Here is a 15,206-nt window from a genome sequence, read left to right as displayed (position 1 = left end):
AGGAGGATAATATAAATGTTAGTTTCATTAAAATGGTTAAGTCAATATGTAGACATTTCTTCGTTGGAAGCAAATGAATTAGCAGAAAAAATTACGCGCGCGGGGATTGAAGTTGATGCAGTAATTGACCGTTCACAAGGCATGTCAAATGTAGTTGTTGGTCACGTTGTATCAAAAGAAAAACATCCGGAAGCAGATAAATTAAATGTGTGCCAAGTGGATGTAGGGGAAGAAGAACTACAACAAATCGTATGTGGTGCACCAAACGTCGATGCTGGTCAAAAAGTTATCGTAGCACGTCCAGGAGCAAAATTACCAGGCGGCATTAAAATTAAAAAAGCAAAGTTACGCGGACAAGAATCCAAAGGGATGATATGTTCACTACAAGAGTTGGGCATTGAAGGCCGTCTTGTGCCAAAGGCTTATGCGGATGGCATTTATGTATTACCTGCCGATTCAACTCCAGGTGCAGACGCATTGGAAGTTTTAGGCTTACGTGATACAGTGCTTGAACTTGGTTTAACACCGAACCGTTCGGATGCAATGAGCATGCTTGGTGTTGCTTATGAAGTAGCTGCAATTTTATCTCAAGATGTTAAATTACCGGAAATCGATTATACAGCTTCAGCTGAAAAAGCGGAAGACGTTTTAAAATTAACGGTGGAAGATAAAGAAGCGAACCCGATGTATGCAGCAAAAGTTGTAAAAAACATTGAAGTAAAAGAATCTCCTTTATGGCTGCAACATGCGTTAATGTCTGCTGGTGTACGTCCACATAATAACGTAGTCGATATTACAAACTATGTATTAATGGAATACGGTCAACCATTACATGCATTTGACTACGATAAATTGGCAACAGGAGAAATTGTGACACGTATGGCTCGTGATGGCGAAGTAATGACGACGCTTGATGACCAGGAACGTAAATTGGCTAGCCACAACCTTGTCATTACAAATGGTCAGGAAGCAGAAGCGGTTGCAGGTGTTATGGGCGGTGCTAAATCAGAAGTATCAAATACTACAACAACAGTAGTAATCGAATCTGCATACTTCAATCCGGCGTCTGTACGCCGTACTTCAAAAGAAATCGGCTTACGTTCAGATTCGTCAGCACGTTTTGAAAAAGGTGTTGATCCGAACCGTGTCCTTCCTGCAGCAGAACGCGCAGCACAATTACTTGCTGAACTAGCAGGCGGAGAAGTATTGGAAGGTACAGTGCTAGTCGATGAACTTGAAAAATCACCTGCACGTGTTGTCGTATCACCTGACTTTATTAACGGTCGTTTAGGGATGAAGATTTCTTTAGAGGACATGCTGTCTATTTTAGAGCGTTTAAAATTTGATGTGGAAGCAGCTAATGGCTTATTAATCATCGATGCTCCGACACGACGTCAGGATATTAAAATTCCGGAAGATATCGTGGAAGAAATTGCACGTATGTATGGCTATGATGAAATTCCGGTTAGCTTACCGGCAAGTGAGCAAGTAGGCCGTTTAACACCATATCAAGCAGGACGCCGTATTGTACGTAATGTTATGGAAGGTGCCGGTCTTTATCAAGCGGTAACATATTCATTAACTTCAGCGGCACAGGCTCAAAAGTTTGCATTAAAAGCTGAAGAGACAACTAAGTTATTAATGCCTATGTCTGAAGAGCGTACGACATTACGCCAAAGCTTAATTCCGCACTTAGTAGAGGCAGCAAGCTATAACACAGCCCGTCAAGCGGAAACAGTGGCATTATATGAAATTGGTTCAGTATTCCTTGGACAAACTGCTGAAGAACTTCCATTTGAAGAAGAGCACTTGGCGCTTGTATTAACAGGAAAATGGATTGATAATACATGGCAAGGCGAAAAGAAAAATGTTGATTTCTTCGTTGCCAAAGGTATTGTGGAAGCGGTATTTGCTAAATTAGGCTTAACAGCTCGTGTAAGCTATGTTAAAGCACAAGTAGATGGCTTACATCCTGGTCGTACTGCTGATGTTTTATTAGATGGTGAAAAAGTGGGTGTCATTGCACAGCTTCATCCGCAAGAACAAAAAGCATTCGATGTAAAAGAAACATATGTTGCGGAACTGAACTTGAATGCCATTTTAAGTGCAACACAAGAAGAGCTTGTTTATTCGATGATTCCGCGCTTCCCGGCAATGAGTCGTGATATCGCATTAGAATTGGATGTAGCAGCTCCAGCTGGTGAAATTGTAAGCATTATTAAAGGTGCAGGCACTTCTTTATTGAAAGAGGTAAAAGTATTTGATGTTTATGCAGGGGAGAAAATGACGGCTGGTAAAAAATCAGTAGCCTTCTCGTTAACATACTTCGACCCAGAGCGTACATTAACAGACGAAGAAGTAGTCGCAGCACACAATAAAGTACTAAAAGCATTGGCAGCAGCTGGTGCAGAAGTACGCTAATTAACAATAATAAAACCCGAATGGTTCGATGACCATTCGGGTTTTATTATTGCGGAGATGGTTTTGCAGGCTTGACCATTCCTGTAACAGCACCGATTAAAGCGCTTAATGTATGGACAATTCCAAACGTATAAAAGTTAAGGAAAACATGATTCGTATACTCATTTAATAAGGGGAAACGATAGATTGTCGATCCCGGGGTCTTCGTATCACCACCGAGGGATGCATATACATTGTTTGAAAAATCAATAGCATAATAGATAAACGCCACTAACAGCGCAATTCCAAATACTAAATAAATTATACGCATAAGTTGATCTTTTGCGTTTCTGGCTGTTTCAGTAAAAAAGCGAAACGTAATAAATAAACTAAGTATAATAAATGGTGCAACTAGTGCTAAACCAAGTGCACCCAGATTTCCTCCATTTGCAACATCGTCCGGTTTCACTGTAAAAAAGTGCTGAATGATTAATACTCCAAATAAAGTAATGCCCATACTTATGAGCCAACTAAGACGCAACATATAAATCCTCCATTTCTCTTTTCACTATACAGTGTCATGCATTTCGTTTCAATGGAGGTTCTACTATTCATTTAGTGGAAAAGTTCAGTATAATAGAGAAGAATGCAACTTAGGGGAGGTATATTCATGTTAAAAAAAGAAGAAGCAGTATTAGTACTGATTGATATTCAGGGGAAATTGGCGCAAGTTGTTGAAGAAAGCGCAGTCGTTGTAGATAATATCGCCACAATGGTACAAGGGGCAAAATTATTGGATTTACCTATTTTATGGCTTGAACAATATCCAAAGGGACTTGGGCCGACAGATGAGCGTGTTGCCGCGCATTTAACAGATGAAAAACCGATTGAAAAAATTACATTCAGTGCTTATGATACAGAGGAATTTGTACAGGCTTTACAGCAAACAGGTCGTAAAAAGATTTTACTGGCTGGTATTGAAGCGCATATTTGCGTCTATCAGACAGCGGCTCACTTACTGGAAAACGGATATGAAGTCGAAGTACTGGCAGATTGCGTGTCTTCGCGAACAGCAAGTAACCGCGAAGTAGGGATTCAGAAAATGATGCAGCTTGGTGCGCGCGTAACGAGTGTTGAAATGGCACTATTCGAAATGCAGCAAGTAGCAAAAGGTGATACATTTAAAGCAATCAGCAAATTAGTAAAATAAATCAGATTGAGGCAGGGACATAAGTAGATTTATTGCTAAATAAGAGGAAAGCATTTATTAAGAAATGGATATATTGCAAAATTGATTGGAATGGAGGGCGAGTGTAGCTGACGGCTACGCCTTTCGCTACAAGCAAAGCTTCCTGCGGGAATAGCGTGACGCCTGAGACTGGGAACAAAAGCTAAGAACGCCACGTCCTGTGGCAACGCTTTTGTGACCAACATCCTGTTGGCCTCACGCCCGCGGAAAGCGTCCCGGAATGGAAATCAATTTTAACGCTCAGCAAAAAAAAGCTATTTTTCTCTCAGAGAAAAATAGCTTTTTTGGGTTATGTCCCAACCTCATTTTATTATTTGAAAAGAGGCAGTTTTTTCAAAGCGATACATACAGGTAATGCAATGAGTAGACCTACTGCATTCTGCACGAGATTTCCTGGAATTGATGCAAGTGGAATAACCCAGTTTCCATAAAGAACACGTTCACAAATATAATAACCGCCAAGCATAAATGGAACCGAGATAACAATAGCCGCAAAGTTATAAATAATGCTGCCGCCATTTTTTCCGTGCATTGTAGCAATTTTACCTACGATATAGCCTTGCAGACCACGTGTGATGAATGTAAATGGTGCCCACAATGTCCAGCCGGATAAAATATCAAACAGTGCCATACCGAATGCTCCAGCCATAGCGCCCTTCTTTGGACCAAATAAAATCGCGATGATAAAAAGCATGGCAGAACCTAAATGAACGAGCCCCCCATTTGCTGCAATCGGCAAACGGATATTAATAAAAAATGTGGCTACGAATACGAGTGAAATAAGAAGGCTCGTAATAATTAAATCTTTTGTTTTCTCTGATGAGGTAGTGATTGTTCGTGTTGATTCCATATTGATTGACGCTCCCTTGCTTGAAATTATCTCTCATATTAGCAATTCGTTGGCATGTGTAAAAGGTTCAAAAACAAACAATTTAATAAGGTCAGAAAATTTGGATATCAATCCTCTGAAATAGAAAAGCGCCTCAAATTATGGAAACTAATTTGTGGCGCTTCGGTTATAGAGCGGTTATTGTACCATCTCTGTTCAATTATTCAGATTTAGAATTCAACGTAGAATGTTTTTTCCCGTACATAAAATAGACGATTAGCCCGATAATGAACCAAACACCGCAAGCAATCCATGTGTGGAAGGATAGTTGTGTAATCAGAAATATACATAAAATAAATGATAAGATAGGTAAGACAGGATAGAACGGTACTTTAAATCGATCCTTCGGCAAGTCTTTATTTTTTCGCAAGTACAAAATGCCGGCAGAAACAAAAATAAATGCAACCAATGTACCCATATTTACAAGCTCAGCCAATAAATCCAATGGAATAAACCCTGCAAAAAATGAAATAATAACGGTAAACAGCCATGTGTTTTTGGCAGGCATTTTACGTTTTTTGCTTAATTGTGCAAGCATTTTTGGCATTAAACCATCACGGGCAAAAGCCATCAACAATCTTGTCCCACCGTACATCATGACTAGTATAACGGTCATCATGCCTATTACGGCACCGAGCGATATAATGCCAGCCGCCCATTCCTGATCGATCACTTGCATCGCGTAAGATACCGGATCGGTTACGTTCAAGTCTGTATATGGTACAATCCCTGTCAGTACAAGTGAAACAACAATATACAATACAGTACAGACAAGCAGGGAACCGATAATTCCGATTGGCATGTTCCGCTGTGGATTTTTCACCTCTGCGGCAGCCGAGGATACGGCATCAAATCCTAAGTAAGCAAAGAAAACGAGCGCGGCACCTGTGAAAACACCACTCACTCCAAATGGCATGAAAGGTGTCCAGTTTTCCGGTTTCACATAAAAGATACCAACAGCAATAAACAATAAAATAACGCCAAGTTTAATCGCGACCAATAATGCATTAAAACGTGTCGATTCTTTCATACCCAATGACAACAGAGCACCTATCGCAAAAATAATACAAATCGCAGGCAAGTTAATATATGTACCATTTTCAGGACTGAATGCCCCTGTCAATGCTACCGGCAAATGAATACTCAATCCTTCCAGCAGTGAAACGAAGTAACCTGACCAGCCTGTTGCCACGGCAGCTGTTGCGAGTCCGTATTCCAATAATAATGCCCAGCCGACCAGCCATGCGATGATTTCACCAAAAACAATGTAGCTATATGAATAGGCACTTCCCGCAACGGGTACAGTAGAAGAAAATTCAGAATAACAAAGTGCGGCTAATGCACAAACGACAGCAGCAATCGTGAAGGAGAAAACAATTGCAGGGCCTGCATGGAGCGCCGAGACTGTCCCCGGTAAAATGAAAATGCCTGTACCGACAATGGCACCGACACCTAACATAATCAAATCAAAAGGACCGATTGTTTTGGGTAACTGCATGTTGCCACTTTTGAGTAAAAGGTCACTGATTGGTTTTTTTCTAAATACTTTTTTCATTAATACACCTTTTTCTAATTTACAATAATCAAAATCTTATCATCATTTTTCAGAATAATAAACAAGTTTATTGAGTTGAAGTGCTGAAGTGTTAATTTTGTCGAAAAATGGAGAAATAACTCGAATGAACTAGTTAATAATGTTATTGTTAGTATTTAACAGAAAAAAATACGTGTCATTTACTACAAAATTATTTGAAGAAATTGAATAATTCAAAATCGGTGAACTATTTGTTGTTTTTATAAAAAGGTATATAATGCGATATAGTATAAATATAGAAATTTTACTTATGTATTATGAACACAGCACAAAGGAGTGCAAATAATGGAGAAAAAAATCCAAATTAAGCAGCCTAAATATCAAGTAATAGCAGAAGATATTGCCGCTAAAATTGTTGAAAAAAAATATGTTGTCGGTGAAAAGATTTATGCCCGATCATCGCTGGCATCCCAATATAATGTTTCATCGGAAACTGCAAGACGAGCGATTGCCGTTCTGCAGGATTTAAATATTGTCGAAGCGACAAAGGGGAGCGGTGTTGTCATCGTTTCCTATGAAAATGCCGCTAAATACATTCAGCGTTTAGCAGGCGTCAAATCAATTAGAGATCTACAAAAGCAATTAACCGATAGTATTGAACGCCAAATTGATGAATTGCATCATTTACAGGATACATTAGGAGAAATGGTCAATCGGACTAGCCGCTACCAATCGATAAACCCGTTTGTACCATTTCAAATCGATATTACTGAAAATTGCCCATTCATATCGAAAAATGTAGGCGAGATTAATTTCTGGCAGCAAACGGGTGCTACCATAATTGGCATTAAAAAAGATCATGAGCTGATTGTTTCACCTGGTCCATATGCAACACTCTCTGCCGGAGATACATTATTTTTTATCGGTAAAGAAGAATGCTATTCGAATGTAAAACACTTTTTACAGCTAGAAAGTAACAACTTTCAATCAGAATAGATAAAGTTCGTCAAATTTATAACAAAAACAAACTACTCCATCGTTGTATTTGAGGGGTAGTTTTTTCTGTTTAAAGGACTATTTTTCTAGATGAGCGAGTAAAAAATGCACTTTTAATTTGACATTAGTAACAACGTCTATTAATATGAAAGTTGTTGCTTTTAACAACCTTAGATAAATATAAAGTTGTTACTAGCATGAAATTAATTATTTTAGGAAGTGGATTATGGGGAAAATAAAAATAGACCGAGTCACTAAAGTATTTGGAAAAAATACATCACAGGCATTAAAGCTCGTGAAGCAAGAGAAATCCAAAGAACAGATATTAAAAGAGACAAATGCTACTGTAGGTGTATATGAAGCTAGTTTGACAATTGAAGAAGGTGAGATTTTCGTAATTATGGGGCTTTCAGGAAGTGGGAAGTCTACATTAATCCGTTTACTTAATCGTCTTATTCAACCGACAAGTGGTGATATTTATATAGATGACCAAAATATTACGAAGCTCAATAAAAAAAGCCTGCAGCTTGTTCGCAGAGAAAAAATGAGCATGGTGTTTCAAAACTTCGCTTTATTCCCGCAACGTACTATTTTACAAAATGCAGAGTATGGCCTGGAAATCAGAGGCGTTCCTAAAGAGGAAAGACGATTAAAAGCAGAAAAGGCTTTACAGAATGCAGGGTTGCTCTCCTATAAAGACCAGTATCCAGATCAATTATCAGGTGGTATGCAGCAGCGTGTAGGACTTGCACGGGCGTTGGCAAATGATACAGAAATCATATTAATGGATGAAGCTTTTTCTGCTCTTGATCCGCTTATTCGTAAAGAGATGCAAGATGAGCTATTGGAGTTACAAGCTAATTTACAAAAAACAATTGTCTTCATTACACATGATTTAAATGAAGCGCTTCGTATTGGTGACCGTATTGCCATTATGAAGGATGGAAAGGTCATGCAAGTAGGAACAGGGGAAGAGATTTTGACAAATCCTTCAAATGAATATGTTCGTTCATTCCTGGAAGATGTTGACCGTTCGAAAGTATTGACAGCAGAAAATGCGATGATTCGTCCAATGACTATTCAAATTGATCATGAAGGACCAAAAGTTGCGTTGCAGCGTATGAGAGAAGATAAAGTAAGTGTGCTTCTCGCTGTAGATAAAGCCCGAAAATATTTAGGCTATATTACTGCAAATGATGCACTGGAGCTTGCACAATCTGGTGAAAAATCACTGCATTCAATTTTACGCAATGATATGCCGATTGTTGAGCCATCAACAGTTATTCAAGATATTTTATCGGTTATTTCCGATTCTCCGACACCGGTTGCTGTCGTCGAAGAAGGAAAACTGCGCGGAGTACTGATCCGTGGAGTTGTTTTAGAGTCGTTAGCCTCTGAAAAAAACGGAGGTGTAGACAATGAGTAAAATTTTAAATTTAGCAACGCCATTACCGGTAGCGGAAAAAGTTGAAGATTTGATGGATATTGTAACAGATACTTTTTCAGCCCAGTTCCGTTTCATTCAAAGTAACGGTGAAGATACGATGAATCTGGTTACATCAGGATTAACAGCTATTCCGCCGTATGTATTTATTTTAATCATTGCCGTGTTGGCATTTTTCGCAACAGGCAAAAAATTCGGTTTAGCCATCTTTTCAATTATCGGTTTACTGTTCATATTAAACCAGGGCTTATGGGATCAGCTTATGAATACATTTACACTCGTGCTGTTTTCAAGTTTAATTGCGATTGTAATTGGTATACCACTTGGCATTCTAATGTCAAAATCCAAAGTAATAGAAGAAATCTTAAAACCAATTTTAGACTTTATGCAAACAATGCCTGGATTCGTTTATTTAATTCCAGCGGTTGCGTTTTTCGGAATTGGTGTCGTACCAGGTGTATTTGCCTCAGTTATCTTCGCATTACCACCAACTGTACGTTTTACAAATCTAGGTATCCGTCAAGTTCCGACACATTTAATCGAAGCTGCGGATTCTTATGGTAGTACATTCACTCAAAAATTAGTGAAAGTAGAACTGCCGCTTTCAAGATCTACGATTATGGCCGGTATAAACCAAACCGTACTATTATCTCTATCGATGGTCGTTATTGCATCAATGATCGGTGCACCAGGTTTAGGTCGTGAAGTATTATCGGCTTTACAACGAGCTCAAATCGGTAATGGATTTGTTGCGGGGATAAGTCTAGTAATCTTCGCTATTATTGTAGACCGATTAACACAAAGTTTAAACAAACAAAAATCAAATGGGGGAAAGTAAAATGAAAAAAATGAAATGGATGCCTGCAGCAACAGCATTGAGCGCAGCGCTATTATTAGGTGCGTGCGGAGATGATACAACAGAGAAAAAAGATACAGCCTCTACAGAAGATTTAGGCTCAATTGATTTAGCCTATGTAGAATGGGATTCAGAAGTTGCTTCTACGTATGTAGTGGCAGAAGTACTGGAAAGTGTCGGCTATAAAGTTGATATTACACCATTGGATAATGCGATCATGTGGGAAGCAGTTTCCAAAGGTGAAGCAGATGCGATGGTATCTGGCTGGTTACCTGCTACTCATGCGTCACAATATGAAAAATACGGTGCAGATGTAGAAGATCTAGGACCAAACTTAAAAGGTGCGAAAATCGGATTAGTTGTCCCAAGTTATATGGAAGCAACATCAATTGCTGATTTAACTACTGAAGCAGCATCAACGATTACTGGTATTGAAGCGGGTGCAGGTGTAGTAGCGGCTGCTGAAAGAGCACTTGAAACATATCCAAACCTTGAATCTTGGTCATTACAACCATCTTCATCAGGTGCGATGACAGTTGCTTTAGAACAGGCGATTAAAAATGAAGAAGATATCGTTGTGACAGGCTGGAGCCCTCACTGGAAATTTGCCAACTTTGATCTGAAATATTTAGAAGATCCTGAAGGTGTATTTGGCGGAGAAGAAAATATTCATACATTTGTTCGTCAAAACTTGGAAAAAGAGTCTCCTGATGCATTCAAGATTTTAGATGCGTTTGAATGGACAACAGAAGATATCGAAGAAGTAATGCTGAACATCTACTCAGGAACAAAACCTAAAGAAGCAGCAAAACAATGGGTTGAAGCAAACCAGGATGTTGTAAACAACTGGACAGAAGGTATAGAGAAGTAAATTAAAAGAGTCTATAAAAGACTAAGCTAAAACAAAGAAACGGTGCAAAATTTGAAATTCAAATTTGCACCGTTTTTTTTTAAAACTTTCAACATATAAATGAAAGACTCAACTCCTGTTAAGGGAATTGAGTCTGTTTTTTATTTTGTATAGTTATCGAAATAACCTTGGATGTAGATCATTGGTGTACCTTTATCGCCTGAACCAGAAGTCAGGTCAGATAAAGAACCGATTAAATCTGTCAGCTTACGAGGTGTTGTCCCTTGGGCAGCCATATTACCAGTTAAATCTTCTTCTTTGTTGTTGATGTATTCTTTGATAGCATTTTTCAGTTCTTCACCGTGCAGGTTAGCGAAATCATTGTCAGCTAAATACTTCAACTTAATTTCGTTTGGCGTACCATCAAGACCGGGTGTATACGCAGGTGATACAACAGGATCTGCAAGTTCCCAAATTTGGCCTACAGGATCTTTGAATGCACCATCACCGTAAATCATTACTTCTACAAGTTTCCCTGTAGCTGCTAAAATTTTAGCTTGGATGTCATCAACGATTGGTTGACAGTTGTCCGGGAATAATTTCACGCCATCTTCTGTCGATTTGTTAGATCCAAGTAAACCGTATTTAGAGTTAAAGCCAGAACCGTTTACAGATTCAGCTAAAATGTTATCAAGACCATAAACTTTTTCTGCACCGGCAGCTTTTAAAATGCGTTTTGTACGGAAGCGAGAGTGAATATCGCAAGTTAAAATGCTTTTCGTATAATCTAAAATCGTTTTTGCATTGTTCGAGAAGATAACTTCAACTTCTGCACCTTGTTCAACGATTAATTCTTTATAATATTCAATGTAATCTACACCTGTAAATGTATGTTTGTTAAAACCGAAATGACCACGGAATTCAGCTTCTGTCAGTACATCCGTCCATGGATTGATTCCTTTTTCGTCAAGATCATCCAATGATACTAAATGGTTGCCCACTTCATCAGATGGGTAGCTTAGCATAAGAACGATTTTCTTAGTACCTGCTGCAATACCTTTTAAAATATTCGAGAAGCGGTTACGTGAAAGAATAGGGAAAATCACACCTACCGTATCATCACCGAATTTTGATTTTACATCAGACGCGATATCTGAAATTTTAGCGTAGTTCCCTTGTGCACGAGCAACAACAGATTCTGTCACTGTTACAATATCACGATCTTCAATTTCAAAGCCTTCTGTTTTTGCGGCGTTTAATGCTGTATCAACAACGATTTGTACAATATCGTCCCCTTCATTAATAATTGGGCCACGAAGACCGCGTACAACCGTTCCTACTACTCGTTCCAAAATAATCTCTCCTTCAATAGCTCTAAGTTATATTTTAATTGTCTTTGCTTTAATCTCACAATGTTTACTATAACCTGTTCATGTGATATAAGTAAAATTAATAAATTTAATATCTGATATAAGTAGGGGTTATATGATAATAAAACTAGAAGCATATCGTATTTTCAATGAAGTGAGTCGAAGCAAAAGCTTTTCTAAGGCAGCAAACGCTTTATATATGACACAGCCGGCCGTGAGCCAGTCTATTTTAAAGCTTGAAAAAGAACTTGATACCGTTTTATTTAATAGAACACCAAAAGGAGTAACCTTGACAGAAGAAGGTGAATTATTACACGAATATGTTAACTCTGCTCTTGGCATTTTAGACGCGGGGGAAGAAAAAATTGCCGAGTTTAAAAATCTGCGTACAGGCGTTTTACGTATTGGAGTAGGAGATACAATTTCAAGGTACTTTTTACTGCCGTATTTAGAGGCATTCCATATAAAATATCCTGGCATTAAACTAAAGGTTTTAAACGGTACTACAAATGAAATATTAGCTTTTATTAAATCGGGGGAAGCGGATTTGGGCATCTGCAACTTGCCGGTTAAAGATCCACAGCTTCAAGTTATCCCTTGTAAGGAAATTCATGATATATTTGTGTGCGGACAAAAATACAAAAATTTATCAAAAAAGCCAATCCGTCTAGATATGCTCATGAAGCTGCCATTAATTTTTTTGGAGAAAAAGGCAAATTCCCGTAATTATGTGGAAAACTATTTAAAGGAACAAGGTTATACAATTTCACCTGAATTTGAGTTAGGTTCACATGATTTAGTATTAGAATTCGCAAAAATTAATTTAGGTATAGCAAGTGTAACGAAGGAGTTTGCGACCGATTATCTTGATAAAGGGCTTTTGCATGAAATTGAGCTCCAACAGCCAATTCCTAAACGTAATTTAGGGATTGTCCATTTAAAAAATGTTTCACTTTCAAAAGCAACGAAAAAATTTATCGCAATTGTTGATCCGGGAATCATTCATATAAAAGAAGAAAATGAGGAATAAATATGACAACTAATTTTAACGACTATCCATTATCACCTGAATTACAGCGTGCTCTTAAAGATTTGGATTACAGCACACCGACTGAAGTTCAGCAAAAAGTGTTGCCCCATGCATTAAAGAAACAAGATTTAATTGTTAAAGCACAAACAGGAAGCGGAAAAACTGCCGCATTCGCAATTCCGATTTGCGAAAATATTGATTGGATCGAAAACAAGCCACAAGCACTCGTATTAACACCGACACGTGAATTGGCTGTCCAAGTAAAAGAAGAGTTTACCAATATCGGACGTTACAAACGTATTAAAGCAGCCGCCTTATACGGAAAGCAGCCGTTCCGTTATCAGCAGGACGAATTAAAGCAAAAAACACATATTGCTGTTGGTACTCCGGGACGCGTCCTGGATCATATCGAAAAGGGAACACTGAAGCTCGATAAAATTCGCTATGTTGTGCTTGATGAAGCAGATGAAATGCTCAATATGGGCTTTATCGAGCAAGTTGAAGCAATATTGGCCCATGTGGAACATCGTGAAGTAATGATGCTGTTTTCCGCGACAGTACCGGAAACGATAAAAAAACTGGCATCGAATTATTTAAACGACGCTGTTGATATTGAAGTCCATTCGGAAGAGGCAGCGCCAAAAATTGAGCATGCGGTTATTGAAGTACAGGACGAGGAAAAGACTGCGGCGGTTGAAAAAATGGCGGTTGTGGAAAATCCGGATACGTGTATTATCTTCTGTCGTACGAAAGATCGCGTCGATGCCTTGCATGATTATTTATATGACCGTGAATACAGTGTCGATAAGCTGCACGGTGGTATGGATCAGTCGACCCGTCTACTTGTTATGAACGATTATAAGCGCGGAGACTTCCGCTATTTAGTAGCGACAGATGTTGCAGCACGCGGTATTGATATCGAGAATATTTCATTGGTGATTAACTATGATCTACCAATGGAAAAAGAAGCGTATGTCCACCGTACAGGACGAACTGGACGAGCGGGCAAGGAAGGGAAAGCTGTTACGTTTGTTACACCATTTGAACATGACTTCCTTGCAGGTATTGAAGAACTGATCGGATTTAAAATTCCAAAGGTTGATTTGCCGACACATGAAGAAGTAGAGGCAAAGGCAGAGGCGTTTGACAAAAAGATGCAAAGCCGACCACAAAAGAAAAAACAAAAGAATGCCAAAGTTGATGCAAATATTACGAAGCTTTATTTTAATGGTGGTAAGAAGAAAAAGCTGCGTGCTGTTGATTTTGTCGGAACAATTGCAAAAATTCCGGGGATGACCGCTGCAGATATCGGCATTATTACGATTCTGGATACATCTACGTTTGTGGAAATTTTAAATGGTAAAGGCAATCTCGTATTAAAAGCGATGAAAACAACGCCGATTAAGGGCAAGCAACTGAAAGTCCACATTTCAACGAGCAATAACTAATAAAAAGTCGTATTGAACAGATGACGTTCAATACGATTTTTTTATTGATAACGGAATCAGATACAAACATCACTTCTGGTCTACATTTTTAATGAAGTACCATAATAAATTTGCAAGCTCGACATTTTCTCCGGCATGCAGTGTGTTTGCGAATGATTCGCGGAAAGGCTTAAGCAATGTTTCGATAACCGGAAGACGTAGCTCTTTACGCTGCAGCTCATCCAAAATACTTTCAGTGAATTGTGCACCCACCTCATTGTCAGTATCCAGTTTCAACTGGTCAAGGAAGCCCTGAACCTTTTCGATTAAATCGTTCTTTGTAATCGTCTGGTAAATTGTTTTCTCTTCAACTAGTTGAAGGGCGTCCTGTGTAACGAGGATTTCGCCGTTTTCCAACATAATAGGATAAATTGCTTTCACATTTCGAAGGGCAATTTGCAATATTTTCTTCTGGTCGATTATTTCACTATAGAAGAGGCGGTGCGAATAGGTTAAATGGTGAACCATCGCAAAATAAATTATGGCAAGTTCAAGGGAATAGGGACGAACTTCCTCTCCAAAAATATCCGTAAAACGATTGGATACCCACTCAATTTCCAATAGGCGATAGCGTTCCAATAAATGACGTAGCTCTTTGTCGTTCGACTGGAAAATATTTTCGAACAAGGATACTAAGTTTTGTTTTTTGTTGATTTGCATAAGAACGAGAATTTGTTCCAATAATAAGTTTTCATCGGTAATATCTTGATTCAGCAGCATTTCATGACGTAGTAGGCTTGCTTCGTATCGGGTCTGTTCCATAATCGCCTTAAAACATTCCACTTTAGATGAGAAATAATTATAAAATGTCCCTTTTGAAATAAGCGCTTTGTCTAAAATGTCTTGTATTGATGTTTCATGAAAGCCTTTTTCGATAAAAAGCTGCAATGCACTATCAAGTACCTGTCTTTTTCGTTGATTCATGAACTTCCTCCATATCAATTAAAGCGATTTCCTTTGCATATAACGTAATAAAAGTGAATTTTTTCTGTACTATATACTCTGAATTGTACTCTCATTCTACTGTTTAAAGCGAGTATTCGCAATGTTTTTAGACTATGAGTATAAAATTGTTGAATTTTTTGGACTCCGAGTATAAAA

Annotated in this window: 13 protein-coding genes; 8 read left to right on the top strand and 5 right to left on the bottom strand. The window is 38.5% G+C overall.

Annotated features, from left to right (window positions below):
* Positions 1-15 precede the first annotated feature (15 nt).
* The gene (pheT, locus tag MKY51_RS12270; protein ID WP_339172463.1) at positions 16-2,421 is read left to right on the top strand and encodes a phenylalanine--tRNA ligase subunit beta; all 2,406 of its coding nucleotides are present in this window, start codon (positions 16-18) and stop codon (positions 2,419-2,421) included.
* 46 nt (positions 2,422-2,467) lie between these two features.
* On the opposite strand, the gene MKY51_RS12265 is transcribed toward pheT, so the two are convergent.
* On the bottom strand, positions 2,468-2,944 hold the full coding sequence (locus MKY51_RS12265) for a nucleoside-diphosphate sugar epimerase (RefSeq protein ID WP_339172461.1): 477 nt from the start codon (positions 2,942-2,944) through the stop codon (positions 2,468-2,470).
* A 126-nt stretch (positions 2,945-3,070) separates the two neighbouring features.
* On the opposite strand from MKY51_RS12265, the gene MKY51_RS12260 reads away from it, so the two are divergent.
* Complete coding sequence (locus MKY51_RS12260) at positions 3,071-3,610, top strand: hydrolase (protein ID WP_339172459.1); 540 nt, start codon at positions 3,071-3,073, stop codon at positions 3,608-3,610.
* A gap of 349 nt (positions 3,611-3,959) precedes the next feature.
* Here MKY51_RS12260 and MKY51_RS12255 read toward each other — a convergent pair whose 3' ends face one another.
* Together MKY51_RS12255 and MKY51_RS12250 are read right to left on the bottom strand one after the other, a co-directional pair.
* Positions 3,960-4,499, bottom strand: a complete 540-nt coding sequence (locus MKY51_RS12255) for an ECF transporter S component (RefSeq protein WP_339172456.1) — start codon at positions 4,497-4,499, stop codon at positions 3,960-3,962.
* A 199-nt stretch (positions 4,500-4,698) separates the two neighbouring features.
* Positions 4,699-6,093 (bottom strand): amino acid permease, encoded by a 1,395-nt coding sequence (locus MKY51_RS12250; RefSeq protein ID WP_339172454.1) that lies wholly within the window; start codon positions 6,091-6,093, stop codon positions 4,699-4,701.
* Positions 6,094-6,417: 324 nt separating this feature from the next.
* Here MKY51_RS12250 and MKY51_RS12245 point away from each other — a divergent pair, with 324 nt between their 5' ends.
* The 4 genes from MKY51_RS12245 to MKY51_RS12230 all read left to right on the top strand — a co-directional run bounded on the left by MKY51_RS12245 (position 6,418) and on the right by MKY51_RS12230 (position 10,239).
* On the top strand, positions 6,418-7,068 hold the full coding sequence (locus tag MKY51_RS12245; RefSeq protein WP_339172452.1) for a TrkA C-terminal domain-containing protein: 651 nt from the start codon (positions 6,418-6,420) through the stop codon (positions 7,066-7,068).
* Between the two features lie 226 nt (positions 7,069-7,294).
* Positions 7,295-8,494, top strand: a complete 1,200-nt coding sequence (locus MKY51_RS12240) for a glycine betaine/L-proline ABC transporter ATP-binding protein (RefSeq protein WP_339172450.1) — start codon at positions 7,295-7,297, stop codon at positions 8,492-8,494.
* On the top strand, positions 8,487-9,350 hold the full coding sequence (locus MKY51_RS12235; protein WP_339172449.1) for a proline/glycine betaine ABC transporter permease: 864 nt from the start codon (positions 8,487-8,489) through the stop codon (positions 9,348-9,350). The genes MKY51_RS12240 and MKY51_RS12235 overlap by 8 nt, the downstream gene beginning before the upstream one ends.
* Position 9,351: 1 nt before the next feature.
* Positions 9,352-10,239, top strand: a complete 888-nt coding sequence (locus MKY51_RS12230) for a glycine betaine ABC transporter substrate-binding protein (protein WP_339172447.1) — start codon at positions 9,352-9,354, stop codon at positions 10,237-10,239.
* 140 nt (positions 10,240-10,379) lie between these two features.
* Here MKY51_RS12230 and MKY51_RS12225 read toward each other — a convergent pair whose 3' ends face one another.
* Entirely contained in the window at positions 10,380-11,570 is a 1,191-nt protein-coding gene (locus MKY51_RS12225) for a coenzyme F420-0:L-glutamate ligase (RefSeq protein ID WP_339172446.1), read from the bottom strand.
* Positions 11,571-11,703: 133 nt separating this feature from the next.
* On the opposite strand from MKY51_RS12225, the gene MKY51_RS12220 reads away from it, so the two are divergent.
* Complete coding sequence (locus MKY51_RS12220; protein ID WP_339172444.1) at positions 11,704-12,618, top strand: LysR family transcriptional regulator; 915 nt, start codon at positions 11,704-11,706, stop codon at positions 12,616-12,618.
* A gap of 2 nt (positions 12,619-12,620) precedes the next feature.
* Positions 12,621-14,066: a DEAD/DEAH box helicase gene (locus MKY51_RS12215; protein ID WP_339172443.1), complete on the top strand. Its 1,446-nt coding sequence runs from the start codon at positions 12,621-12,623 to the stop codon at positions 14,064-14,066.
* 69 nt (positions 14,067-14,135) lie between these two features.
* Here the strand turns inward: MKY51_RS12215 and MKY51_RS12210 are convergent, their stop codons facing one another.
* On the bottom strand, positions 14,136-15,029 hold the full coding sequence (locus MKY51_RS12210) for a TetR/AcrR family transcriptional regulator (protein WP_339172442.1): 894 nt from the start codon (positions 15,027-15,029) through the stop codon (positions 14,136-14,138).
* Positions 15,030-15,206: the final 177 nt, after the last annotated feature.

Origin of the sequence: Solibacillus sp. FSL R5-0691, assembly GCF_037974225.1 — a bacterium.
Taxonomy (GTDB): domain Bacteria; phylum Bacillota; class Bacilli; order Bacillales_A; family Planococcaceae; genus Solibacillus.
The sequence above is the reverse complement of the archived record's forward strand: the minus strand, read 5'-3'. Positions and strand labels throughout refer to the sequence as shown.